Below are 24285 nucleotides of genomic sequence, written 5' to 3' on the forward strand. Positions count from 1 at the left end.
GACGGCTGTGAAGTGGATCTCTTCTCACCCGAAGACGTCGAACGCGTTCCAGCCGGAACCGATCCTCACGCGGGCGCTGAACGGGGCGGTCGCCGAGGAACGGCCCGCGTAGAACCACAGTACGCCGTCCTTGTCGCGGGCCAGCAGGTCCGCGCGGCCGTCGCCGCTGACATCGCCGGTGGCGGCGTACGCGGTGTAGTTCCAGCCGCGGCCGACGTACGTCCGGGTGCCGAACGGCGCCGTCGAGGAGCCGCGGCCCGGGTAGACGTACAGCCGGCCCGAGGTGTCCCGCGCGAGCAGGTCGACCTTGCCGTCACCGGTGTAGTCGCCCTTGCCCGTGACGGTGAGGACGCCCCAGCCGGAGCCCACCCGGAGGCGGTTGTTGAACGTGCCGTCGCCGCGGCCCGCGTAGTGCCACATCACGCCCGAGGCGTCCACCGCGAGCAGGTCCGCGTTGCCGTCGCCGGTGAGGTCGCCGGGGACGGTGATGGACTTCATCACGCCCCAGCCGCCGCCGATCCGGGTCTCCTGCCAGCTGCCCGTGTCGTAGTCCGGGTGGACCCACCAGAGGTCGCCGGCCGTCGTACGGATCATGTACTCGACGTAGTTGTCGCGCTGCAGGTCGACCTGGCGGATCAGGTTCGTACCGCTCCAGTCGCCGATGGACACCCGGCCGCCGACGCTGGTGCCCCGTGAGTAGTACTCGAACAGCTCACCGCCGGTCGTCCGGGCGAGAAGGTCCGCCCGGCCGTCGAAGTTGAGGTCCGTGTCGTCGATCCGCGGGTTGATACGGCCGACGTACGTGCTGGTCTTGGCGTACACGCTGTACGCGCCCGACTCGACGCAGTCGACGACGCCCCACGAGACGACGCCGGCGATACGGCCGTTGACGACGAGCGGGCCGCCGGAGTCGCCGTTGCACGGCGAGACGGTACCGGAGTCCTGGCCGCTGGCGGGGTTGCCCGCGCAGACCATGTTGCCCGCGACGAAGTCCGAGCCGTAGTACGTCGAGCACGACGAGTCGGCCCGCATCGGCACGGTGGCCTTCTGCAGGGTGTCGGCGCCGTCCTGGCTGGTGGAGCTGACGCGGCCCCAGCCGTAGACGGTCGCCGGGGTGCCCGCCTTGTACGAGAGCGTGTCGGCGGCCGTGGTCACCTGCAGCGTCCTGTACGGCAGCGGGCTGTTCAGGGTCAGGACGGCGACGTCACCGTTGATGGCGGCGTCGTCGTAGTCGGGGTTGACCCACTGGCGGGCGACGCCTACGAGGGTGCCCTCGCCGGACGTGAACAGCTTCTCCGTACCGCCGATGACGGCGCCGTTGAGGGCCCAGTCGGTGCCGTCCACGCAGTGCGCGGCGGTGAGCACCTTGTTCGGCGCGACCAGCGAACCACCGCAGAAGAAGCCGGTGTCGGAGGCCGCGTCGTAGTAGTACAGCTGGACCATCCACGGCGCCTCGGCGATGGTCGCGTCCTGACCGCCGATGATCTTCGGGTCGACGGTGGACGGCGAGCTGTCGGGCGCGGCCCCGGTCCCGGTCCCGTCGGCGTCCTGCGACGTGCCGTTCTCGGGTGCGTCGCCCTCGCGCGTGTCGTCCTTGCGCGCACCGCCCTCCTTGAGGACGGTCCTCACACCGTCGACCCGGGCCCGCAGCTCGTCCTGCGACGGCGTGGGCAGCTCGCGCACCGACCGGTCGCCCGGGAGCGGAGACGTGTCGGACGCCTGGGCGGGCGCGGCGCCGAGCAGCGCACCGCCCAGGGCGAGTGCGGCGGCGGCCGCGGGGAGGGCGGTACGGGCCCTCCGCTGAGCAGATGTCACTCAGAGCTCCTCTCGAGACTGTGCGCGGGGAGGAGCAGAGCCACCGGGGTGCGTCATGGGACGGGCGTGCGCGGCCCACACAACGGCGCGGAGCCGCCCGTCGCTTCAGGGCATGGCTCCGCCAACTCAGTGGGCGTATTCGCAAATACGTTCCCCCCCACTACAAGTGCTGATCGTACAACGCGGAACCGCCCCCGGTCACCGAGGTGACAGGGGGCGGTCCGGGGTGCCGCTGATGAGACGTCAGTCGTTGTTGCCGGCCGACGGCGTCGTCTTCTGGATCTGCAGCAGGAACTCGGCGTTCGACTTGGTCTGCTTCATCTTGTCGAGGAGCAGCTCGATCGCCTGCTGCTGGTCGAGCGCGTGCAGCACCCGGCGCAGCTTCCAGACGATGCCCAGCTCCTCGTTGCCGAGCAGGATCTCCTCCTTGCGGGTACCGGACGCGTCGACGTCCACCGCGGGGAAGATGCGCTTGTCGGCGAGCTTCCGGTCGAGCTTGAGCTCCATGTTGCCGGTGCCCTTGAACTCCTCGAAGATCACCTCGTCCATGCGCGAGCCGGTGTCGACCAGCGCGGTGGCCAGGATGGTCAGCGAGCCGCCGTCCTCGATGTTCCGCGCGGCACCGAAGAAGCGCTTCGGCGGGTACAGCGCGGTCGAGTCGACACCACCGGACAGGATGCGGCCGGAGGCGGGGGCCGCCAGGTTGTACGCACGGCCCAGGCGGGTGATCGAGTCGAGCAGGACGACCACGTCGTGACCCAGCTCGACGAGGCGCTTGGCGCGCTCGATGGCCAGCTCGGCGACCGTGGTGTGGTCCTCGGCGGGGCGGTCGAAGGTCGAGGAGATGACCTCGCCCTTGACCGACCGCTGCATGTCGGTGACCTCTTCCGGACGCTCGTCGACCAGGACGACCATCAGGTGGCACTCGGGGTTGTTGTGCGTGATCGCGTTGGCGACCGCCTGCATGATCATGGTCTTGCCGGTCTTCGGCGGGGCCACGATCAGACCGCGCTGGCCCTTGCCGATCGGCGACACGAGGTCGATGATGCGCGTGGTCAGCACGCCCGGGTCGGTCTCCAGGCGGAGCCGGTCCTGCGGGTACAGCGGGGTGAGCTTGTTGAACTCGGGACGGCCGCGGCCGGAGTCGGCGGCCATGCCGTTGGCCGAGTCGAGGCGGACCAGCGCGTTGAACTTCTCGCGGCGCTCGCCCTCCTTCGGCTGGCGCACGGCACCCGTGATGTGGTCACCCTTGCGCAGGCCGTACTTGCGGACCTGGGCCAGCGACACGTACACGTCGTTCGGGCCCGGCAGGTAGCCGGAGGTCCGGATGAACGCGTAGTTGTCGAGGATGTCCAGGATGCCCGCGACCGGGATCAGGACATCGTCCTCGGAGACCTGCGGCTCACCCGCGAAGTCCTCGCGGCCACGGCGGCCACGGCGGTCGCGGTAGCGGCCACGGCGGCCGCGGCGGCCACCCGCCTCGTCGTCGTAGCCGTCGTCCTGCGGGCCCGCCTGGCCCTGCTGGGCGCCCTGGCGCTGCTGGCGCTGGCCGCCGCCCTGCTGCTCGTCGCCCTTGCCGCGCTCGCGGCGGTCCCGCTGACGGTCCCGCTGACGGTCGCGGCGGTCCCGGCGGCCGCCCTCGGCGGTGTCCACGGAGCCTTCGGCCGTACGGGCCTCGGACTGGCCGTCGGGGCGTGCCTCGGTCCGGACATCGGTACGGACGTCGGCGGTGCGGGTCTCGCCCTCGGCGGTGGGGCTGCCGGCCGCGGCGGTGGCACGGCGCCGACGGCGCTCGCCCACGGCGTCCTCACCTGCGGCGGCCCCCTGCTCGACCGCAGCGGACTGCTTCGGGGAGGGCTGGCCCGGGATCTCGATCTGCTGCTGGGCGACGGCCTTCTCGGCACGCTCGGCACGCTCGGCCTTCGGGGCCTTGTCGGCCTTCTCGGCCCGGTCCGCCTTCTCCGCCTTGTCCGCCTTCGCGGGCTTGGCGGCGGCGCTGTCGGCCGCCTGCGCGGCCTCCGTGCCCTTCTCGGCGGCCTTTCCGGCGCCCGCCGCGGCGGCCTCATCGCCCGTACGGGTGCGGGAGGTGGTGCGCCGCTTCGGCTTGGTCTCGGCTGCGCCCGTCTCGGCGCTCTTCGGCGCGGCGCCGCCGCCTGCCTGCGCCTCCTTGATGACCTCGATCAGCTGGCTCTTGCGCATGCGCGCGGTGCCCCTGATGCCGAGGCCGGACGCGACCTGCTGCAGCTCGGCCAGGACCATGCCCTCGAGGCCGGTGCCGGAGCGGCGGCGCCGTGAGGTGGTGCCAGTGGCAGCACCTGCGGCGGGCGCGGCGGTGTCGACAGTCTTGTCGGCAGTCACGCCCATCAGATCGGTGGTGTCGCTCACGAAGGGTCCTTCCCTGGAGCGGACGTCGGCCTTCTGGCTCGGCGACCGGTTGTGCTGTCCGACCGCGGTCCTGATGTGGGAACCGTGCCGGGGCGGTGGGTCCGCCGGGGTACGGCGGCAGAAGAAATAACGTGCGTGGGTCCGGCCCGAGACCCCCTGCTCGGCCCTCCCTGGGAAAAGCGAGGGGTGATTCGCGCCGGTTCCGGAGCGTGCTCGAAACTGCTCAGGCAGGCTGCTCAGGCAGTTTGGGAGGCTCCCGGAAGAATGGTGGTCCCTGATGGGGACACGCAGCACCGCGCCACAAAGACGTCGGGTGCAGACTTGAGGTTAACACTACCGGCTCCAACAAACATTCCCCCTCTCCCACACCGGCAATCAGTGTGTGCGGCAATCCACGCCGTGGCGGGTCCCGCCGTGGCGCCTCTCCTACGGTGCGAGCGGCAGCACGCTCGCACCCGCGGCGTCGAGGCCGAGCCGGTTGGCCGCCCAGCCCTCCCCCGCCAGCAGCGCGACCTTCTCCGCCGCGCCGTCCTCGGCCAGCGCGAGCACCGTGGGGCCCGCGCCGGAGATGACCGCGGGGATTCCGTCCGCCCGCAGTCGGTTCACAAGAGAGATGCTCTCCGGCATGGCCGGAGCCCGGTACTCCTGGTGGAGCCGGTCCTCGGTGGCAGCCAGCAGCAGCTCGGGGCGCCTGGTCAGGGCCTCGACGAGCAGCGCGGCACGGCCGGCGTTGGTGGCGGCGTCCACATGGGGGACGGTGCGGGGCAGCAGGCCCCGGGCCGTCTCGGTCAGTACCGGCTTCGAGGGTACGAAAACCACCGGAACGACGGAACGCGCGGGATCCATCCTGATGGCGCGGGCCGCCCCGGCCTCGGTCCAGGCCAGCGTGAAGCCGCCGAGCAGGCAGGCGGCGACGTTGTCGGGGTGTCCCTCGATCTCGGTGGCGAGCTCCAGCAGCGCGGCGTCGTCGAGCCGGCTGTCGCCGCCTATCGTCACGGCGCGTGCGGCGACGATGCCCGCGCAGATGGCGGCGGAGGAGGAGCCCAGGCCGCGGCCGTGCGGGATACGGTTGGCGCAGACCACCTCAAGGCCCCGGGGCTGTCCGCCGAGCAGGTCGAACGCGGTGCGCAGGGACCGTACGAGGAGGTGGCTCTCGTCGCGCGGGAGGGTGTCGGCGCCTTCACCGGCGATGTCGATGTGCAGCCCGGAGTCGGCGACCCGGACGACGACGTCGTCGTAGAGCCCCAGCGCGAGGCCGAGGGCGTCGAAGCCCGGGCCGAGGTTGGCGCTGGTGGCGGGGACGCGCACCCGTACGGCGGCGGCGCGGAACGCGGGACCGGCCATCGCTCGTTGACTCTCCTTGATCTGGACCTGCGGGGGTGACCTGCGGGGCGGGGACGGTTCGGGGGGGGGACTGCGGCTTCCGTCAGACGTACGAGGACCCGGGGGCCGCCTCGGCAGTCACCAACGGCATCGTCACCCGCGGCAATGCGGCGGGGTGGGTTCGGTACAGCTTATCGAAGGAAGGTTCTGCGGCGACATAGGGCGCACAGGAGGCGCACGATGCGTGTCGCGGGGCTTCTGTGCTCCTACGGCGGTTGAACTGCGCCCGCGGGCCCGGGGAGGGGCCCAAAGGGCCCCACAGAGCCCCACAGGGGTGCGGCACGCCCCTGTGGGCCCTTCCCGGCGCTTCGGCGCCGACCGCGGCGTCGAAGCGCCGAAGCCCCGCCGACCGCGCGTCCGGCGGCGATGGCGTCAGGCGAGGCCGAGCCGCTCGGCGGCCGCGGCGGCGTCGACGGGGACGGTGACGGGCTGGGGCGCTCCGGCGACGGCCCAGTCGGGGTCCTTGAGGCCGTTGCCGGTGACGGTGCAGACGACGGTCTGGCCCGGGTCGACCTTGCCCTGCTCCGCGGCCTTCAGCAGGCCGGCCACGGACGCGGCGGACGCGGGCTCGACGAAGACGCCCTCCTGGGCGGCCAACAGACGGTAGGCCCGCAGGATCTCACGGTCCGTCACCTCGTCGATGAGGCCGCCGGACTCGTCGCGGGCGGCGAGCGCGTACTGCCAGGAGGCCGGGTTGCCGATACGGATCGCGGTGGCGATGGTCGACGGGTCCTTGACGACCTCGCCGCGCACGATGGGCGCGGACCCGGACGCCTGGAAGCCCCACATGCGCGGCCTGCGCGTGGACATGCCGTCCGTGGCGTACTCGCTGTAGCCCTTCCAGTACGCGGTGATGTTGCCGGCGTTGCCGACGGGCAGAACGTGGATGTCGGGGGCGTCGCCGAGCATGTCCACGATCTCGAACGAGGCGGTCTTCTGGCCCTCGATACGGACCGGGTTGACCGAGTTGACGAGCGCCACCGGGTAGCTCTCGGAGAGGGCGCGCGCCAGCGTGAGGCAGTCGTCGAAGTTGCCGTCGACCTGCAGGATCTTCGCGCCGTGGACCAGAGCCTGCCCCATCTTGCCGAGCGCGATCTTGCCCTGTGGGACGAGAACGGCGGAGACCATCCCGGCCCGTACCGCGTAGGCGGCGGCGGAGGCCGAGGTGTTGCCGGTGGAGGCGCAGATGACGGCCTGGGCGCCCTCCTCCTTGGCCCGCGTGATGGCCATGGTCATGCCGCGGTCCTTGAAGGAGCCGGTGGGGTTGGCACCCTCGACCTTCAGGTGCACCTCGCATCCCGTGCGCTCGGAGAGGACCCGAGCGGGGACGAGCGGCGTACCGCCCTCACGGAGCGTGACGACGGGCGTCGTGTCCGTGACCGGAAGGCGGTCCCGGTATTCCTCGATGATGCCGCGCCACTGGTGGGTGCCCTTGCTGGTCATGGGTCCTTACTCCCCTTCAACACGCATGATGCTGGCGACACCGCGCACGGTGTCGAGCTCGCGCAGCGCCGCGACGGTCCCGGAGAGGGCGGCGTCCGGCGCGCGGTGGGTGACGACGACAAGGGATGCCTCGCCGCCCTCCCGTCGCCCTCCGCCGCCCTGCTCGAAGGCGACTTCGTCGCCGCTGCTCTGATTTCTGCCCTGCTGGCGGACGGTGTCGATCGACACGCCGTGCTCGGCGAAGACCGTGGCGACCTGGGCGAGGACGCCCGGCTTGTCGGCCACGTCGAGGCTGATGTGGTACCGCGTGACGACCTCGCCCATGGGGCTCACGGGCAGCTGGGTGTACGCGGAGTCGCCGGGCCCCGTCGCGTCGCTGAGGCGGTTGCGGCAGACGGCGACGAGGTCGCCGAGTACGGCCGAGGCGGTCGGCGAACCGCCGGCGCCCGGGCCGTAGAACATGAGCTGCCCGGCCGCCTCGGACTCGACGAACACGGCGTTGTAGGCGCCGCGGACGGAGGCGAGCGGGTGGCTGAGCGGGATCATCGCGGGGTGCACACGCGCGGTGACGGACTCGCCGTCGGCGGCGCGCTCGCAGATGGCGAGCAGTTTGATGGTGCAGCCCATGCGTTTGGCGGAGGCGAAGTCGGCGGCGGTGACCTCGGTCATGCCCTCGCGGTACACGTCGTCGAGTCGTACGCGGGTGTGGAAGGCGATACCGGCGAGGATCGCGGCCTTGGCCGCGGCGTCGAACCCCTCGACGTCGGCGGTCGGGTCGGCCTCGGCGTACCCCAGGGCGGTCGCCTCGTCCAGCGCCTCGGAGTACCCCGCCCCGGAGGTGTCCATCTTGTCGAGGATGAAGTTGGTGGTCCCGTTCACGATGCCCAGGACGCGGTTGACCTTGTCCCCGGCGAGGGACTCCCTCAGCGGCCGGATGAGCGGAATGGCCCCGGCGACGGCTGCCTCGTAATAGAGATCCCGCCCTTGCTCCTCGGCGGCGGCGTGCAGCGCGGCGCCGTCCTGGGCGAGGAGCGCCTTGTTGGCGGAGACCACGGAGGCGCCGTGCTCGAAGGCGGTGGTGATGAGCGTACGGGCGGGCTCGACACCTCCGATGACCTCGACGACGACGTCGATGTCCCCGCGCTTGACGAGGGCCGTGGCGTCGGTGGTGATCAGCTCGGGGTCGATGCCCTCGCGGACCTTGGAGGGTCGGCGGACGGCGACGCCGGCGAGTTCGACCGGGGCGCCGATGCGCGCGGCGAGGTCGTCGGCGTGCGTCGTCATGATGCGCGCCACCTCGGAGCCGACCACTCCACAGCCCAGCAGCGCCACCTTCAGCGGACGCGTACGCATCATCCGACCTCGTTTCCTGTCCTTCTTCGTATTTCTACGGTGGTCCAGTCTCACTCACCGGACGGAAGTTTCTATCCCCCGTCCGGATCCTGAGACATCTATTTCACTACCCGACATCGAGACGCAGGAGATCTTCCTCCGTCTCACGCCGGACGATCACCCGCGCCTCGCCGTCCGCGACGGCGACGACCGGCGGGCGGAGCACATGGTTGTAGTTGCTGGCCATGGAGCGGCAGTAGGCACCCGTGGCAGGCACGGCGAGCAGGTCCCCGGGGGCGACGTCGGCCGGCAGGAAGGCGTCGCGCACGACGATGTCGCCGCTCTCGCAGTGCTTGCCGACGACGCGGCTGAGCATGGGCTCGGCGTCGGAGGTCCGGGAGACGAGCGCGACGCTGTACTCGGCGTCGTACAGAGCGGTCCGGATGTTGTCGGACATGCCGCCGTCGACGGAGACGTACGTACGGAGCCCTTCGAGGGGCTTGATGGTGCCGACCTCGTAGAGGGTGAAGGCGGTGGGGCCGACGATGGCGCGGCCGGGCTCGACGGAGATACGCGGCGTACGGAGCCCGGCGGCGTCGCACTCACGGCCGACGATCTCGCCGAGGGCCTTGGCGATCTCGTGCGGCTCGCGGGGGTCGTCGTCGGAGGTGTACGCGATCCCGAGCCCACCGCCGAGGTCGATCTCGGGCAGCTCGACGCCGTGCTCGTCCCGGACCTCGGCGAGCAGCGAGACCACCCGGCGGGCCGCGACCTCGAACCCGGCCATGTCGAAGATCTGGGACCCGATGTGCGAGTGGATGCCGATGAGTTCGATCCCGTCGAGCCGGAGGGCACGGCGGACGGCCTCGGCGGCCTGCCCGTCGGCGAGGGCGATGCCGAACTTCTGGTCCTCGTGGGCCGTGGCGATGAACTCGTGGGTGTGCGCCTCGACTCCGACGGTCACACGGATCTGCACGCGCTGGCGCCTGCCGAGGGACTGGGCGATGTGCGAGACGCGGACGATCTCCTGGAAGGAGTCGAGCACGATACGGCCGACGCCGGCTTCGACGGCCCGTCGGATCTCCTCGGCGCTCTTGTTGTTGCCGTGGAAGGCGATGCGCTCGGCGGGCATGCCGGCGGAGAGCGCGGTGGTGAGCTCGCCGCCCGTGCAGACGTCGAGGTTGAGCCCCTCCTCGTCCAGCCACCGGACGACGGCCCGGGAGAGAAACGCCTTGCCCGCGTAGAAGACGTCGGCGTCCTTGCCGAAAGCGTCGGCCCAGGCTCGGCAGCGGGCGCGGAAGTCGGCTTCGTCCAGGAAGTAGGCGGGCGTGCCGAACTCCTCGGCGAGCGCGGTGACTTCGATGCCCCCGACGGTGACGACGCCGTTCTCGTTCCGCCGGACGGTCCGGGCCCAGACCTTTTCGTCGAGGCGGTTGAGATCGGCGGGGGGCGCGCTGTAGTGGCCCTCGGGGAGGACGTCGGCGTGGCGGGGCCCGGCGGGGTGCGCTGAACGGCTCATGTCTGTGGCTCTCTCAGAGATGGTCGGGGGCACTGATGCCGAGCAGGGACAGGCCGCCGGCGAGCACCGTCCCGGCGGCTTCGGCGAGGGCGAGCCGGGAGCGGTGGGCGGCCGTGGGTTTCTCGTCCCCACGGGGCAGCACGGTGTGCTGGAACCCGAGGAGGGCGTCCGCGGTCGCCTCCAGGTGCCGCGCGAGCCGGTCGGGCGCGCGGTGCCGGGCGGCGCCGAGCAGGACGGAGGCGTGGTCGACGAGGGCACCGGTCAGCACCGCGGCGTCCACCGGGACCTCGTAGGCACTGTCCACGCCCAGCGCGGCGGCGTTACGGAGGAGGGCGCGGGCGCGGGAGTGGGCGTACTGGACGGTGAAGAGCGAGTTGACCGCCTCGCTCTGGCGGAGCAGCGGCTCCGCGTCCAGGACCCGGTCGTGCGGCGCGGGCCGGAGCAGCGCCCACCGGGCGGCGTCGGGCCCGAGGGCGGCGTGGACGTCGTAGTGCGCGGGGAGGGCGTGGAGCTCCTGCGCCCCGTCGGTGGTGACGCGGGCGGGGGCGCCCTGGGAGCGGAGGAGGGTGACGACGGTGTCGGTGAGGACGGCGAGGCGGGGTTCGCCAGGGGGCGGGAAGCTGACGAGCGCGGCGTCGAGGTGACGCAGTGCCTCCCCGTGCCCGTACCGCCCCTTCTCGGCGAGGACGCGCTCGACGAGGAGCTGGTCACCCTCGGCGCGGGTATCGGCGCGGAGGGTGAGGTTCAGGAACCCGGGCCCCGTGATGTCGACGCGCTCGATGCCGGGCGCGTCCAGGAGCCGCTCCCGAAGCACCTCGGCGACCCGCCGGGGCGGCAGCGCGGCGGGCCCGGCCAGCTGCAGGGCGGCGTTCGTGGCCCAGTCCCCGCACCCACCCGGCCGCGGCCGCTCGACAACCACCCGCCGCGGCACCTCGACGGCGCGCAGCACACCATCACCGACGGCACGACGCACGGCGCGCAGCACGGTGAGGGAGAGATCAGCGGGGGTCACGGGGACAAGCGTAGGCGAGGAGGGGGGTGGGTACGCGAACCGGTTTCGGCATGCGGGCAGGGGGTGGGTGCGGGAGGGGCGGGTGGGGGCGCGGGGGTGCGGGTGCGGGGATACGGCTTGGGGGCCTGCGGGGCAGCGGATGGGGGGCGGCGGGGGCGTGTCAGGGGCTGCAAGTGAGGTGGGTGCCGCGAGGGTGCCGCGTGTGGGGCGCGGCACCGGGTCCGACGGGGGGCGGATGCAGGTCGACCGGGGCCGGGGGCGCACGGAGCCGCGGGGCCGGTGAGCGGACCACTGCGGCGGACGCCACAGGAGCCGACCCCGCCTCAGGAGCCGGCCCCGCCTCAGGTGGCGCGGCGCCAAGTGGGGCGCACGGCGGGGCCACGGACTCCAAACAGGCGTCCGCGGCCCGTCTCCGCGGCGGGCGCCGCTCAACCCCGCGTCGTACCGGCGTGGCCGGCGCCGTGGCGGCCGTCCATGGGGGGCGGCATCAACCGCCGTACGAGCCGGACGAGCTCCGCGGGCTCGAAGGGCTTGGCAAGGAAGGCGTCCACCCCGACGTCGAGTCCGCTCTCCACCTCGTCCTGGCTGCACGCACTGATGATCGCGACCGGCAGCTGCCGGGTCCGCGCGTCGCTCCGCAGCCGCGCGGCCGTACGCAGACCGTCCAGGCGCGGCATGACCACGTCGAGCGTCACCACATCGGGGCGGAACCGATGGACGACTTCCAGACACTCGGCACCGTCGGCCGCGGTCACCACCTCGAAGCCCTCCAGCTCGAGGTTGACCCTGATCAACTGCCGGATCACCCGGTTGTCGTCGACAACCAGCACCCGACCAGGCACGCCTGACACAACTCGAGAGTAGGTCCCGCCCAGCCCCCGCGTCCGGCTTTTCGCCACTTCCGCCTTCAGCGGGCGACCTCACGCCAACCAACCACGGGAAATACCTGTTCACAGGCACCCATCGGGAGCTGGTAGGGTTCTACCCGTCGCCGCGAAACACGGCGGACGCCCCCGTAGCTCAGGGGATAGAGCAACGGCCTCCGGAGCCGTGTGCGCAGGTTCGAATCCTGCCGGGGGCACCGCAGATCAGGTGCCTAAAAGGCCCTCTGATCAGGCAATACGCCAGATCGGAGGGCCTGCAGCTATCTGCAGCCAAGCGCCACCGAATGCACCCGTAGGACAGCCCCTGCGGGACATACGCGGGATCGGACATTGACTGACCTTTAGGGCTTGCCGGAACAAAAGAAACACCCCGAGGCGTCCACCTCGGGGTGCTAAGTGTGACCATTGTCACGCGTATTCGAGTAGCAGTTTCTCGATCCGCTGGTTGGCGACGACATGCCTCCCGTGGAGACATTTCGCGTATCTAGCGAGCAGGACCTCTACTGTGTTCCCGGCGCGCTCGGCAACCTCTGTCGGGTCCACGCCAGCGTTGAGCCAGGTCGAAAGCGCCGAGTGCCGGAGATCGTACGGGCAGTCGGCCAGAGGGCTGGCGACGAGTTCCGGCGGAAGGGCGAACTCGCGGGCTTCGGTCCAGACACGCGAGTAGGTCGAGGAGCCCACCAGACCGCCACGCTCGTTAAAGAACAGCCGGCCGTCGTCGGCGGTGCCGAAGGTGTCGATACTCTCCCGCCACATCGCCACCAAGACGGGCGGAAGCGGCGTAGGCCGCACCTCCTCCGGGGCGCGGTTCTTCAGCCCGCGGTCGTCGTGCACCTCGCCCGTCTTCGTCCACTTCTTTCCCGCAGTCGGCCGCGTGCGGTGAAGGTTGGCCAGACCCCAACCCTCGTTCGGGAGGTGGCAGTCCTGGATGGCGACGCCAACCGCTTCCGCCGGCCGCATACCGGCGTAGTACATGCCACCGAACAGCCCGACCAAGCGACGCCCTCGGGCACGGTTGTAACCCCCCACGTACGAGACGGCCCCCAGGAGATTCGAAGCCTGCTGAGGGTTAGCGACCACGCGAGGATCGACGGGAACGACTCTAGGCGGCTTCTTTACGGCAACTCCGTGAACGGGGTTCTCATCAAGCTCCCCCAGCTCGGTCGCATAGTTGAGAGCATTGACGAGCACCTTGCGCTTCCGTTTAAAGGTCTCGCTGCTCGCCGCCTCCCCGTTGAGTTTGAGCTTGAGGGCCTCCAGCACTCCCCGCATCACAGCGGGCTTTTTCAGGTCGGCGAGCGGCGGCGAATTCTTAGCCAGCCAGTCGATCACAGCCCTCGCCTCGGGCGGAACGTCGCGTTCATCCGGGCCGGGCAACACGAACGCCCAGTCGCGCAGAGCCCTCTGCATGCCCTCATCCGACGGTCGGCCGGAGCGCATGGGGGCGAGTGCCTTCGTGACTCCCGTCAGCGCCTCGTTGATCTCATCACGGTAATTCGGTGCAGCGTGCGGCCACTTCATACGCAGGTACTTCAAAGCAAAGGCGTACCAAGTGAGAAGCGGCCCCTGCTCCTCCATCGAAGGAGGAAGCCCGGTCACCGTGTCAAACTGTTCCCCGTTCTCCTGCGCCATGAGGAGCTGAGCCCGCAGCTTGTCTGCAAGGCCCTTGGTGCGGCGCGACCGAGAAATCTCGCGGCTGGCTACCGTCCAACGGACCTCGTAGGTGTCTTTCCCTTGCCGAGATTTCGGCCTGACGCCCCATATTCGAACGTCGGTCGTTTTCAAGCTGCTGCTTCCTCTCTCTCATGCAGCCAATCCATGAAGGCACTCCGCCATACACGCAGCTCCCCATTCGGGAGCTTAAGGACTGCGGGGCCAGTGCCCATTTCTCGCCAACGGTAGAAAGTTCGGCGAGAGACACACAGCTCCGCCAGCAGTTCGGGCACCGTCATAAGATCGTCGCGCTTGTCGGCTCTCTTCACGAGAACACTCGTCCGCTGGCCGCTGGGAGTTCCAGCCCTGTATTGCATGCACGGTTCCTTGCAGAGTGACTGCTGCCACACAGCAGAGCCGTCTGGCGATTACCGTTCACGCCAAGGTGCGGGCTGGACACACTCGCCGAGTCCCAGCAAGACATCCGCTAAGGAGACGACGACCAGAGATCCCGCCCGCGCCGGAGCCACCGCCAAGTGTCGGCGCGAACAGCATCAATAGTCCGCGCGATCGCCGGTTTGGCTAACCGGCGATCGTCGGCTATGTTCCGCTCGCGCCCCGCCCCTCTCCGCCTGGTGTGGCCGACCACGGCATCAATCCATACACGGTCAGGTGTCTGCTCCCCTTTTGGTCCGCAACCGATAGCTTCGCCTCGCCGAGGTGAAGGTGTAGAGGGGACGGACAGCCAGCGAGACCGAGCGGAGCGCATGCATCGACGGAAGAGATTCCTCATCGTGTCCCGGTGGGTCATTCGCCGACCGTGTGCTTCCGGGGTGTTGTACGTTGACATGGCTCCGGAAAGTGTTCCAGTCCTTTGAGGCCCTTTATCGTCTGCCGTGAGCGAATGAGTCCCTTGGGGCGCTTTCTCGTCTGCCGTCGGCGAATGCGGGCAGCAGGTGCAGCATCACCCGGACCTGCTGCCAGCCATCTGGCGCTGAGGAGAGTGCCAGCCCCCCTCACAGAGCCTGCGGACGGCCTCAGCGGCGAGGGCGTAGTTGCCGCCGAACGGTCAGCCTGCTCATCCGGTCACAGCCGCACTGCGCAGCGCGATAGATAGCAGATGATCCCCGGTTAGCGAAACCGGGTTTCTGTGGATCGTTGCATGTCGTCCGCGCTGGCCATCTGGCGGTGGGAAAGTGCGGACTTCTCTTCAGTCCCGGGTGCCGACTTGGGGTGGAAGAAGGGCAGATCAGGACCCACCGACTCCCGGGAGGCTGGCTTGAACGTGTTCACCCACAGACCGGTGCACGCCTCGTCACGGAGGTTATGCGCTGAGCCGGAAGACGCCCATGCCAAAGACATCGCTACGAGTTGCTCCCGGACAACGGTGGCGCCCTGCACGTACGCACAGGCCCAAAGCGAGAGAGCGTCGAGGTGCCGCTGGTGCCGTCCGCCGGCATCAAGGCCGGTGGATGCAACCGACCTCCAGGAATCGCCCGTGTGTTCGTTTCCTGATGCATTGTCAGTGCCGTGCTCTAGCGTGAATTCCCTGTCGGATGAGCAGTGTTGGGAGGATGCCCGGTGTTCTTTGGCGACTCGTCTGCGGCGTACGAGAGCATTACGTCGCGGATGAAAGCGCTGGCGGTGGTACGGCCGCTGCTGGCGCTTGACGACAGCCCGGTGAAGCGGGAGCGGGGCTGGGAGGGCTACCGGCTGGCCGAAGTCGCGCTGACAGCGATTGACTGCGTGACGCTGCGGATAGGGACACGGTCGGCAGTGCGGCAGGAGGTTGTCGTGGAGGAGGCGGCTGAGTCTGCCGCGCTCCAGATGCCCGGCCGGCCCGGAGGCGAGTACCGGGAGGTCGCCCGCTGGGTGGTGGAGCGGCTGATCAATACCGAGAAGCACGACCGGTGTTTCTCGCACGACATCGGCACCGTGACAGCCGACGGTTTCGTGGTCAAGGACTTCCCGTTCCAGATCCTCAAGGACGTGCCGGACGAGGCCGGGCAAGCGGCGCTGACGGTTACCGATGCGGCCATCACGGTGCTCGTCCACGCGGTCGACGTGGACATCGCTTCCGAGCAGATCGCGGCGGAGGCCAAGCTGGAAGCACTGCTCAAGCGCGCGCGGATCAGCGAGGCGTGGCAGGCCGCCCGCACCGCCCATCTGCAGAGCCTGCGGTATGCCAAGGAACTGCTCGACCGCATGGAGGAGATGAAGCGGAACGTGCGCACTATCGACTGGGAAGCGGACCTTGAGGGACCCCTGAAGGAAGCCCAGGACCATGTCCAGGACAGGTCCCGGGTAGAGAGTCAGATGAAGCAGCAGGTGGCCCAGCTGCTTGAGGTCACCGAGGAGGATCACAAGCGGCAGCAGCTGGAGTCGCTGGATGCGTTGATCGGGGACTGCCTGCAGCGGCACTCGATGCTGATCGACATGCTGCTCAAGGTGGTGCCTGAGTTCCGGCACCAGCAGGACCGGCAGATCTTCGTGGCTCCCGTGGTCCATGCGCGGGTGCACTTGCGCAGCCAGCTCCTGGAGCCGGCGCTGGAGCTGAGCATCGAGGACAGCCAGCGGCCGTTGGAGGCGTTCGTGCGCGGGGTGCTCGGCCCGGTCCGGCCGCGGGTGATGTACCTGCCGGACTACTTCGAGGCCCTGATGCGTGTGCCGGAGCAGGACGATGTCGAGCTGGTCGAGGTACACGCCCTGGAGGACTGGGAAGAGGTGCCCGATCTGCCACGGTTCGATGAGGCGCAGCACGCACTGGTGGACAGACTGCTTGCGTCCGTACCCGGGCAGGGCATCAGGCTGTCGCAGTTGCTTGAACGCGCCCGCCAGTGGGGAGAGGACAGAGGGCCTGACGATGACACCGACCATTTGCTGGCCATGAAGACGGCGCACCGGTTTAGGCATGTCCCCGTCGCCGAGCTGCTGCGCGGGGAGGAAGCCGTCATCGCTGTTGATGACGGGACCTCTCTGGACGATCTGGCCTTCGGTGGCAGCGACTTCTTGTTGATGCCGGCCAAGGGCGAGCCGGTGGGCGACGGAGTTGATGCGGGCCCTGGCGCGCAGCCGCCTGACGCGCCAGGGTCTGGCGCCCGGAGCACGAGCGAAGATCTGGAGCCGAGTGCATGACGCAGTACGACGACGTTGCCGCGGCTGCCCGGATGGTGGCCTTGGCCATGACCCGCGGCAAGTCCCCGGCGCGCTCCGGCGAGTACGCCCGGCTCGTACGGCGATTCGACGCGGAGCCGGACTTCGCCCAGCTGGTGCGGAAGGTCGCACAGGGCTTTGAACTGACCGCCCAGGAAGCGCACCCGCAGGCCGGTCTGATCCTGGCAACCACACCCGAGACGGACTTCGCCGTCTCCGTCGCCGACCTCGTGCCGCAGACGGAGCACAGGCCGCTCTATCTGCTCGCCCACCTGGCCATCGCCTCGCGGGCCTTCCCCCGTCCCGAGGACATGGACGACGACGAGCACGTCGCCCGCATCTCGGTGCATAAAGTCGACGAGGACGTCCGGGCCTATGCAGCCGTCCTGGAACGCCGGGCCGCAGCCGCCGGCGAGGACACCGACCCACCGGCGGGCAGCCCCGGGTTAGAGGGACTGTGGCGGGCCTATCTGCGCCGCAACCCCACCGGCCGAACGGACAAGGACAGAACACCGCTCTCGGCAACCTACGCGCTGGTCAAGAAGGCGTTCACACACCTCGAGCAGCGCGGGTTCGTCCGGGGGACCAGTGAGGAAGGCGGCGGCACGTACGCCACCAACGTCCAGTACCGGCTGCACATCCGTGACCAGGCAGCCCAGGACATGCTCCAGGAACTGGCCGCCCTGGGAGTAGCGGCCCTGGCGCACCACGACGCGACGCCCCCGCCCGGCGCTGCGGAACACACCGACAGTGCAGACACCGGCATGCTGCCGGACTCCGCCCCTCCCCTCTGACCTCTGACGCCTCCGCGACGCAAGGACCCATCTTCATGTACGAGTTGAACCGCATCCTGCTGCGCAATTTCGGGCCGCGCGATGCCCGCTACGAGAACGTGGACCTGGACTTCTCCGCAGTGGGCGCACCGGTACAGGCGGCCTCCCTGGTGCCGGTGGCCGGGCACGTCACGCAGCGGCCCTCACCAGCCAGCCTGGTCATGCTCCAAAACGGCGGCGGCAAAGGCGTGCTGCTGACCGGCATCACCTGCACCACGATCCCGCGCCGCCACCAGGACCTGGAGGTGCTGCGAAACTTCGTGGTCTCCCTGGCCCAGCCCTCCCACATTGTCCTGGAATGGGCCGATGCCTGCACCGGCAGGCTCCTGGTCACCGCGCAAGTCCTCGCTCCCGAGGGCGACGGCGTCAAGCGCCGCTTCTACAGCTTCCACCCGAGCGCTGCCCTGAGCGCCGACGACCTTCCCTTCCACCGCGACGGGCACTGGCTGCCCTTCGACCACTATTACACCGAGCTGCGCGAACTACAGAGCACGGTAGAAGCGTTGGAACTGCAGATCCTGGAAGTGCAGGAGAAGTGGGAAAAACACCAAGACAGCCTGGGACTTGAGCCCGGCCTCTTCGATGTCCAGCGCAAGATGAACGCCACTGAGAGTGGCGCGGCCGAGGCGTTCACCACCTCCAGCGCCGGAGCGTTCGTCCAGTGGCTGCTGGAGAAGGCCAACGACGACGACAAGTACGCAAAACTCGGCGACGCCTTCGCGACCTATGCGAGCGCGCACGACCAGCGCGAGAAGCTGGGCAAGGAGCGGCAGTTCGCCCTGGCCATGGAGCAGATCTGCTCCCAGGTCGCCGACCGGCACCAGGAACACACCGACCAGCAGCGGGAGACCGCCCAGGCCAAATCCGGCCTGGTCACCCTCGCGGCAGGGCTGATGCGCCGGCATCAGATCCTCATTGCGGCCGCGCAGACAACCACCGGCACGGTCAACACCGCATACCGCGACCATGAAGCAGCCAAGCAGGACCTGGACGTCGCCAATATGCGTGTGGCCCATGTGCGCTGGGCTTCTTGCGGCATCGAGCTGCGCGAAGCAGCCGCGGAACAGAAAAGAGTGGCCGGGGAAACCCAGGAGCTGCAGGACAGCCTGGCGGGCTGGCGCAGCGTCCCCGTCGCCCTGCGTCACGCGGCAGCCCAGGATCACCACAGCCGTATGCAGCAGGCCCTCTCGCAGGCCGAACAGGCCGCTGCCCCGTATGTACAGGCACGTGACACAGCCGCGGCAGCACTGCGGGCGCGCTACGCGGCAGCCGAGTCGCAGGCACGCACCGAGGCCGACGATCTGAACAAGAAGATCGTCGAGACTCGCGGCAGCATCCAGCAGTGGCGCGAGCGCAGCAACTCGCTCCACACGCACGCTGGCACGGCAGAGGGAGAACAGCGCCTGCTCCGGCGCCAGGTGCAGGACTTCGAGCAGCAGCTGCACACCGCCCGTGAGCAGGAGCAGGTAAAGACCGACGAAAGCGCCGCGGACGCCTCGGCACGGATGGACGCCGAAGCAGATCACCACGGCCGCCTGCTCGAGGAAGCAGAGCAGGAACAGGGCCTTGCCCGCACCCGCCGCACCCAGGCATACCAGCGGCTGCCCGACGTCCAGCAGCAGGCTCTCGACGACCGCCGAGCGGCCAAGGAAGCCGAAGCAGCCATCACCCGGCTGCGCGACCGCGCCGAGACCGTACGCCGCCACGCGCTGACCGCAGAACTACTCGAGCTCAGCCCCGAGCACCTCCAAGACGGCGATGCCCTGGCCTGGCTCGCCGACCACTGCACCGCACTGCAGAACCTGGCCGAGCGCCGGAGCACTGCGCTGGACACGACACTGCGGCGGACCCAGCACGAGCACAGCGCGGATGAAGAACTGCTCGCCGCCCTGGACATCAGTGACGGCCTCCTGCCCGCCACCAAAGAGGTCCGCTCCCTGTGCGCCGAGCTCACGGCCCACGGCACCGACGCCGTCCCGGGCTGGCAGTGGCTGCGCGACAACGTCCCCGCAGACGACCACCACAGCGTCATCACCGCCCACCCGGACCTGGTCGGCGGCGTCATCGTGAGCGGCGGCGCCCCGGCGCTGGAAGCGGCGCAGCGTCATCTGGAGCGCACCCGTCCCCTGCCCGCTGCGGCCATCGCGGTGGGGACCGGAGAGCGGATGCTGACGCCCGCACCGGACGTGAGCGGCCGGATGGTGCCCGAGCCGACGCCGGCCCTGCACGACGAGCAGGCCGCCGCAGTGGAACGCGCCGGAGTCGAAGCACTCCTGGCGGCCTCCGCCCAGGCATTGGCGGAGCTTGAGGACCGCCTCGCGCTCACCCGCGATCTGGACAACAAGATCGCGAACTGGCTGCACGAAACCGGCTCCGTGCCCGTACCGGTCCGGCTCGAACAGCTCCAGGAGCTCCAAGCTGCGGCGGAGGCATCCCAAGTCAGCCTTGACGCCGCGCGCACCCGTGCCGAACAACTCGACGACGCCGTCGCCGCTGCCGAAGGTGCCTGCAAGGAGCAGGACTCAGCCCACCGCAAGGCCACCGGCACCGCCCAGGACCTGCGTCGGCTCGCGGAGGCGGAGAACAAGGCCGGCCAGGCAGGCGACCGGATCGTCGTCCTGGAGGAAGAAGCCCAGCAGCGCCGGCGCGAACTCGAAGCATTAGACGAGAAAGAAGAGGCGGCCGACGCCGACATCACGCGCATGACCCGGGCCGTGGAAGCCGTCACCCAGCTGGCCCGGAGTCATGCCCAGGCGCGCAAGAAGATCACCGCGACGCCCGAGGCAGAGCAGGCTCAGCAAGCCGAGGGCACGCCCCCCGAAGCGCTCGCCGCACTTCAGTACCGCTACGAGCAGGCCCTGGACGACCTGCGCAGTGTGGACATCGGAGAAGACCAGCGCCAGCGCGCCACAGACGCAGAAGACACCCTGCGCGCCTGCCAGGAAGAGTGGGCGCAGGTCCCCGACCGGATCAAGCCCCTCGCCAAAAAGCACAGCCGCACCCCTGCCGCCGCGGATGAGGTCCAACGAGACGCCGTAGAGCGCGGCCTGACCCAGCAGATCAACAGTCTCCAAGACCAGCTTCAGCGGCTACGCGACAAGGAGAGCCGGCTCAAAGAACGACAGCACACGCTCACCGGCCCGGCTGGAGACCTCAGTGCCCAGGACACCGAGCGGTGGACCCCGCGCACCCTCGAAGAGGCCCGCGGCCTGACCGCACGCGCCGAGGGCGCCCAGGCGCAGGCCAAGGAAGCCGAGCGCCGCACCAACGAACAGTACAACGCGGCCCGCAGGCAGCAGAGCCAGCACACCCGCGAACTCGATGCCTTCGGCAATGTCTTGGCGCGCTTGGGCACCACGATCGAACACCTTGGCGTCCATACCGCACCGGACGCCTATCAAGGCACCGCCGATGCGGCCGAGCCGGCCGTGCAGCAGGCGATGGCTCGCTATGAAGGCGCCCAACGCAAACTCACCGACACCGAGCGCCGGGTCGAAGCGAGCGTGTCCAACCTCAAGGACCAGATCGCAGACGTCACCTTCGAGCAACTCGACATCCCCTTGCGCACTCAGATGTCCGCTCTGGACAGGCGATACATCCCCGAAGCGGCCCGTGAGTGGACCACCGCACTGCGCCGCGCCGCCGCAGCCCTGACAACCCAGCTCGAAGGCATGACCAAAGCTCGTGAGGCCCTCGCGTCCCAGCTCAGCGGCTACGTCACCGAACTCCTCCAGCAGGTCGACCAGGCAAGCCGCTTCTCCGTCTTCCCCGATGGCCCTACCCCCTGGGCCGGACAGCGCTTCCTCACCATCCGCTACAAGAAGCCCGACCCCGCCATGCTCGCCGCCCAGATGCGCGAAACCATCGACACCCTCGCCGCCAACCCGCGCACCCGCAAGCTCAAAGGCACCGAGGTCGTCATGCGTTGCCTGCACGCAGCCGTTCCCCGCTTCACCGCCGAGGTCATGAAGCCCAATGCCACCCAACGCGTGGACCGCGTGCCGGTTGAGAAGATGGGCAAGATCTTCTCCGGCGGCCAGGAACTGACCGGAGCGATCCTGCTGTACTGCGCGCTCGCCGCGCTGCGCACCTCCCCCGGCCCCCGCAGCCGCACCCGCCACGGCGGACTGCTCCTCCTGGACAACCCCATCGGCCGCGCCAACGCCCCCTACCTCGTCGACATCCAGACGCAGATGGCCGCAGCCCTCGGAATCCAGCTCATCTACACCACCGGCCTGAGCGACGAAACCGTCACCGCCCGCTTCCCCGCCACCATCCAGCTGCGCAACGACGCCGAAGCCCGCACCGGCCTCGCCCGGATCCGTCTCGACGACCAAGCCCGCAACGCCCTCATCCCTGGCCCGCGAACCGCCCCGGACGCCCACGCCCCCGAACCGACCGGGTACCTCAGCTCCGCACGCCTGTACGCCACGGGAGAGACGGACCGATGACAGCGCCCACCCCCGAGCAGCCGCCCCGCCTCTCGCCTGGCGCTGCCCGCCTCAGCGCCGCGCTCCACGCCCGCGCCGAGCGGGCCACGCTGCCGCGCGCCACCGTGATGGAAGCCTTCACCGCGGCCCTGCCCGGCGCCGCGCGCAGCGACAACTCCCGCACCGCGCTGGCCACCCTGCTCGAGGAACTCTCCGATGCCGGCGTCCTCCGCCTCCCCCACGGACAGGCAGGCAAGTGGGACGCCGGCCGCCCAGCCCTGCCCGAACACATCCGGCTGCCCGCAGTCACCCCGTCCAAGGCCGCCCCTGCCGCCACACGACGCTCCTACCGCCCCGAACTCGACTGGGCCCAGACCGCGCGCCTCACCACCGCCCATCACGAAGTCGTAGCTCTCATCAACCGGTGGTTTCGCGACACCAGCAACCGCCTGGAACTTCGCGCGCCGATCCCCCTGCGTGAACGCTCATATGAGATTTTCCAGGACGAGAAGCGCCTCGACGCGCTCATTTCCGGTGCGCTCTTCGCCCCCGGTCGCCTCACCCTGGAACAGCTCGGTACCTACCGCGAACCACCGCCCCTCGCCTTCCGACAGCTCGGCGACGGCGACACCCTCCTCGTCGCCGAGAACAGCGATACCTACGCCACACTCCGCGACCTACTCGCCCCGAACCCCGGGCGCACCAGAGCCGTAGCCTTCGGCTCCGGACGGGCCTTCGAAGCCTCCATCGAAACCGCCAAAGAAATCCGAGGAATCCAGCGGATTCTCTACTACGGCGACCTCGACGCAGAAGGACTGTCCATCCCCGCCCGCGCCTCCGTAACAGCCACCCAGAGCGGGCTGCCCCCCGTCGAACCTGCCACCGCGCTGTACGACCTGCTCCTGAGCCACGCCTCCACCCCGGTACTCCAGTCGCACTTTGTGATCTGAGGGGCAGTGGAGCCTGGAGGTCATGCGAGGGCGGCAAGGCGTTTCTTGTAGTGGTGCCAGCGGGAGCGGGCTTGGTGGCGGCGTCGCCAGGCGGACCATTGCAGGTGGAAGGCCATGCGGCGGGCCGCGAGGGTGGTGGGCAGGTCCCGCAGAAGGGCTGTGAAGAGCTGGAACAGGCGGCGGGCCTCCGGGACGGTCAGGGCGATCTGGCCGAAGTCCTCGGGTGGTTCAGCCTCGCCGTCGGCGGGCAGGACCGGGGCCGGGTGCACGCGCCGGTCCAGGCTGGAGATCACGGCGAGCAGGGCGAGCGCGGCCATGGCGAGCACGATGTGCCGGCGCCAGGAGCGGTAGCGCCGGGCCTGGGTGTGGTCCAGTCCGACCGCGTCCTTCCCGTCGGCGAAGTCTTCTTCCACCGCCCATCTGATTCCGGCGATCTTGACCAGGCCGGGCAGGGCCATCGACCGGCCCTCGGGCACATACGCGTAGAAGAAGGCCAGGTCGGTGGGGTCGGCGAGGGAGCGTCGGACCAGCAGATGATGCCGGGGGCTGCTGGTGGCGACCTGGGCCCAGTCGTAGACACGCGGGCCCTTGGCGCCCTGTCCGCACGAGATCCGGTTCCACGCCCGCTTGGGGATCTTCTTCGCCGCGAGCAGGTCGGCCCGGATCGGTCCGACGCTGGTGGGCACCTGGAAGTTGACGCCGACGGCGAAGACGTAGCCGATGCCCTGCTCCTCGAAGAAGCCCCGCAGCTTGGTGCTGCGGCCGTAGACCTCGTCCCCGGCTGCCCAGTCGATGACCAGCCCCGCGGCCACCGCGCGGCGGGCCTGTTCCAGGGCGATCGCGGTCTTGGTGTGGAAGGTGAAGTCCCGTCCCAGTCCCGCGCGTTCGCATCGGTCGGGGTCCTTGGTCCAGTGCTCCTGGACGTACAGGTCGCCGTCGATCAGGCAGTGCCCCAGGGCGCTGGCGTAGGTGCAGTACACCGCGACCACGGCGTTGCTGACCTGCCCGGTCGTGCCGGTGTACTGGCGGCCGACGCCGGCGGTGACGCTGCCCTTCTTCTCCTGGCCGGTCTCGTCGAAGACCAGCACCGCGCCGGGCGCGGCCAGGTGGCGCACGGCGAAGCGCCGCACCGCGTCGCGGGCGGCCTCCTCGTCCCACACCGCCTGGTAGAGCAGGCGTTGCATCCCGAACGCGCGCGCCGCTCCGGCCTGCTCGGACAGGGTCCAGCAGTTCTTGCGTGGCAGATCGGCCAGCAGGCCGCGCACGTACGCCGCAGCGTGCGCCCGCGGCTCACGGCGGGCGAACAGCGGTGCCAGTTCGGCGGCGAGCTCGTCGAACTTCTCCTGGAACAGCGAGGGATCTATGCTGACGGCAGAGGCCCCCTGATCTTCATGTTGCGTCACAACACCATGATCAACAGGGGGCCTCGCCCATGCCCCGGCGCCCCCACGTCACCCGTCGCCCCGTCAGATCACGAAGTGCGACTGGAGTAC

General features: G+C 69.8%; 15 protein-coding genes and 1 tRNA gene. 5 read left to right on the forward strand and 11 right to left on the reverse strand.

The genetic code is table 11. The features are described 5' to 3' along the window. Window positions 1-24: 24 nt before the first annotated feature. The 8 genes from FVS66_RS12405 to FVS66_RS12440 all read right to left on the reverse strand — a co-directional run bounded on the left by FVS66_RS12405 (window position 25) and on the right by FVS66_RS12440 (window position 11731). Window positions 25-1815 (reverse strand): trypsin-like serine protease, encoded by a 1791-nt coding sequence (locus FVS66_RS12405; protein ID WP_262386955.1) that lies wholly within the window; start codon window positions 1813-1815, stop codon window positions 25-27. A 243-nt stretch (window positions 1816-2058) separates the two neighbouring features. Beyond that, window positions 2059-4200, reverse strand: a complete 2142-nt coding sequence (rho, locus tag FVS66_RS12410) for a transcription termination factor Rho (RefSeq protein ID WP_149181223.1) — start codon at window positions 4198-4200, stop codon at window positions 2059-2061. Window positions 4201-4626: 426 nt separating this feature from the next. Continuing rightward, window positions 4627-5544: a homoserine kinase gene (gene thrB, locus FVS66_RS12415; protein WP_149181225.1), complete on the reverse strand. Its 918-nt coding sequence runs from the start codon at window positions 5542-5544 to the stop codon at window positions 4627-4629. Window positions 5545-5955: 411 nt separating this feature from the next. Beyond that, a complete protein-coding gene (thrC, locus tag FVS66_RS12420) occupies window positions 5956-7026 on the reverse strand; it encodes a threonine synthase (protein WP_149181227.1) in 1071 nt (356 codons plus the stop codon). A 6-nt stretch (window positions 7027-7032) separates the two neighbouring features. Beyond that, the gene (locus FVS66_RS12425) at window positions 7033-8382 is read right to left on the reverse strand and encodes a homoserine dehydrogenase (protein ID WP_187645495.1); all 1350 of its coding nucleotides are present in this window, start codon (window positions 8380-8382) and stop codon (window positions 7033-7035) included. Between the two features lie 103 nt (window positions 8383-8485). After that, complete coding sequence (gene lysA, locus FVS66_RS12430; RefSeq protein WP_149181229.1) at window positions 8486-9877, reverse strand: diaminopimelate decarboxylase; 1392 nt, start codon at window positions 9875-9877, stop codon at window positions 8486-8488. A 13-nt stretch (window positions 9878-9890) separates the two neighbouring features. Further along, on the reverse strand, window positions 9891-10889 hold the full coding sequence (gene nrtL / locus FVS66_RS12435; RefSeq protein ID WP_149181231.1) for an ArgS-related anticodon-binding protein NrtL: 999 nt from the start codon (window positions 10887-10889) through the stop codon (window positions 9891-9893). A gap of 428 nt (window positions 10890-11317) precedes the next feature. Continuing rightward, window positions 11318-11731 carry a PleD family two-component system response regulator gene (locus tag FVS66_RS12440; RefSeq protein WP_149181247.1) on the reverse strand — a complete coding sequence of 138 codons (414 nt, stop codon included), beginning with the start codon at window positions 11729-11731 and terminating at the stop codon, window positions 11318-11320. 167 nt (window positions 11732-11898) lie between these two features. Here FVS66_RS12440 and FVS66_RS12445 point away from each other — a divergent pair. Beyond that, a tRNA-Arg gene (locus FVS66_RS12445) sits at window positions 11899-11970 on the forward strand. A gap of 211 nt (window positions 11971-12181) precedes the next feature. On the opposite strand, the gene FVS66_RS12450 is transcribed toward FVS66_RS12445, so the two are convergent. After that, window positions 12182-13558 (reverse strand): site-specific integrase, encoded by a 1377-nt coding sequence (locus tag FVS66_RS12450; protein ID WP_149181233.1) that lies wholly within the window; start codon window positions 13556-13558, stop codon window positions 12182-12184. Continuing rightward, complete coding sequence (locus FVS66_RS35870; RefSeq protein ID WP_149181249.1) at window positions 13555-13725, reverse strand: helix-turn-helix domain-containing protein; 171 nt, start codon at window positions 13723-13725, stop codon at window positions 13555-13557. Before FVS66_RS35870 ends, FVS66_RS12450 begins: the two co-directional genes overlap by 4 nt. Before the next feature lie 1282 nt (window positions 13726-15007). Between FVS66_RS35870 and FVS66_RS12460 the strand changes: the two genes are divergently transcribed. The 4 genes from FVS66_RS12460 to FVS66_RS12475 are packed head-to-tail and all read left to right on the forward strand — an operon-like array spanning window position 15008 to window position 22792. Next, window positions 15008-16561, forward strand: coding sequence for a hypothetical protein (locus FVS66_RS12460; RefSeq protein ID WP_149181235.1), 1554 nt, complete (start codon window positions 15008-15010; stop codon window positions 16559-16561). Continuing rightward, the gene (locus tag FVS66_RS12465) at window positions 16558-17373 is read left to right on the forward strand and encodes a hypothetical protein (RefSeq protein ID WP_149181237.1); all 816 of its coding nucleotides are present in this window, start codon (window positions 16558-16560) and stop codon (window positions 17371-17373) included. Before FVS66_RS12460 ends, FVS66_RS12465 begins: the two co-directional genes overlap by 4 nt. A gap of 35 nt (window positions 17374-17408) precedes the next feature. After that, the gene (locus FVS66_RS12470) at window positions 17409-21863 is read left to right on the forward strand and encodes a hypothetical protein (protein WP_149181238.1); all 4455 of its coding nucleotides are present in this window, start codon (window positions 17409-17411) and stop codon (window positions 21861-21863) included. Then, window positions 21860-22792, forward strand: a complete 933-nt coding sequence (locus tag FVS66_RS12475; protein WP_262386956.1) for a DUF2220 domain-containing protein — start codon at window positions 21860-21862, stop codon at window positions 22790-22792. Before FVS66_RS12470 ends, FVS66_RS12475 begins: the two co-directional genes overlap by 4 nt. A 20-nt stretch (window positions 22793-22812) precedes the next feature. Here FVS66_RS12475 and FVS66_RS12480 read toward each other — a convergent pair whose 3' ends face one another. Then, complete coding sequence (locus tag FVS66_RS12480) at window positions 22813-24195, reverse strand: IS701 family transposase (RefSeq protein ID WP_149180870.1); 1383 nt, start codon at window positions 24193-24195, stop codon at window positions 22813-22815. Window positions 24196-24285: the final 90 nt, after the last annotated feature.

Origin of the sequence: Streptomyces sp. TRM49041 (genome assembly GCF_008271805.1) — a bacterium.
GTDB lineage: Bacteria > Actinomycetota > Actinomycetes > Streptomycetales > Streptomycetaceae > Streptomyces.

Excerpts from the sequence above, each read along its gene's own strand:
- FVS66_RS35870 (WP_149181249.1), bottom strand. The coding sequence starts at position 13,725 with ATGACGGTGCCCGAACTGCTGGCGGAGCTGTGTGTCTCTCGCCGAACT.
- FVS66_RS12465 (WP_149181237.1), top strand. The coding sequence starts at position 16,558 with ATGACGCAGTACGACGACGTTGCCGCGGCTGCCCGGATGGTGGCCTTG.
- FVS66_RS12475 (WP_262386956.1), top strand. The coding sequence starts at position 21,860 with ATGACAGCGCCCACCCCCGAGCAGCCGCCCCGCCTCTCGCCTGGCGCT.
- thrB (WP_149181225.1), bottom strand. The coding sequence starts at position 5,544 with ATGGCCGGTCCCGCGTTCCGCGCCGCCGCCGTACGGGTGCGCGTCCCC.
- thrC (WP_149181227.1), bottom strand. The coding sequence starts at position 7,026 with ATGACCAGCAAGGGCACCCACCAGTGGCGCGGCATCATCGAGGAATAC.
- lysA (WP_149181229.1), bottom strand. The coding sequence starts at position 9,877 with ATGAGCCGTTCAGCGCACCCCGCCGGGCCCCGCCACGCCGACGTCCTC.
- FVS66_RS12425 (WP_187645495.1), bottom strand. The coding sequence starts at position 8,382 with ATGATGCGTACGCGTCCGCTGAAGGTGGCGCTGCTGGGCTGTGGAGTG.
- FVS66_RS12470 (WP_149181238.1), top strand. The coding sequence starts at position 17,409 with ATGTACGAGTTGAACCGCATCCTGCTGCGCAATTTCGGGCCGCGCGAT.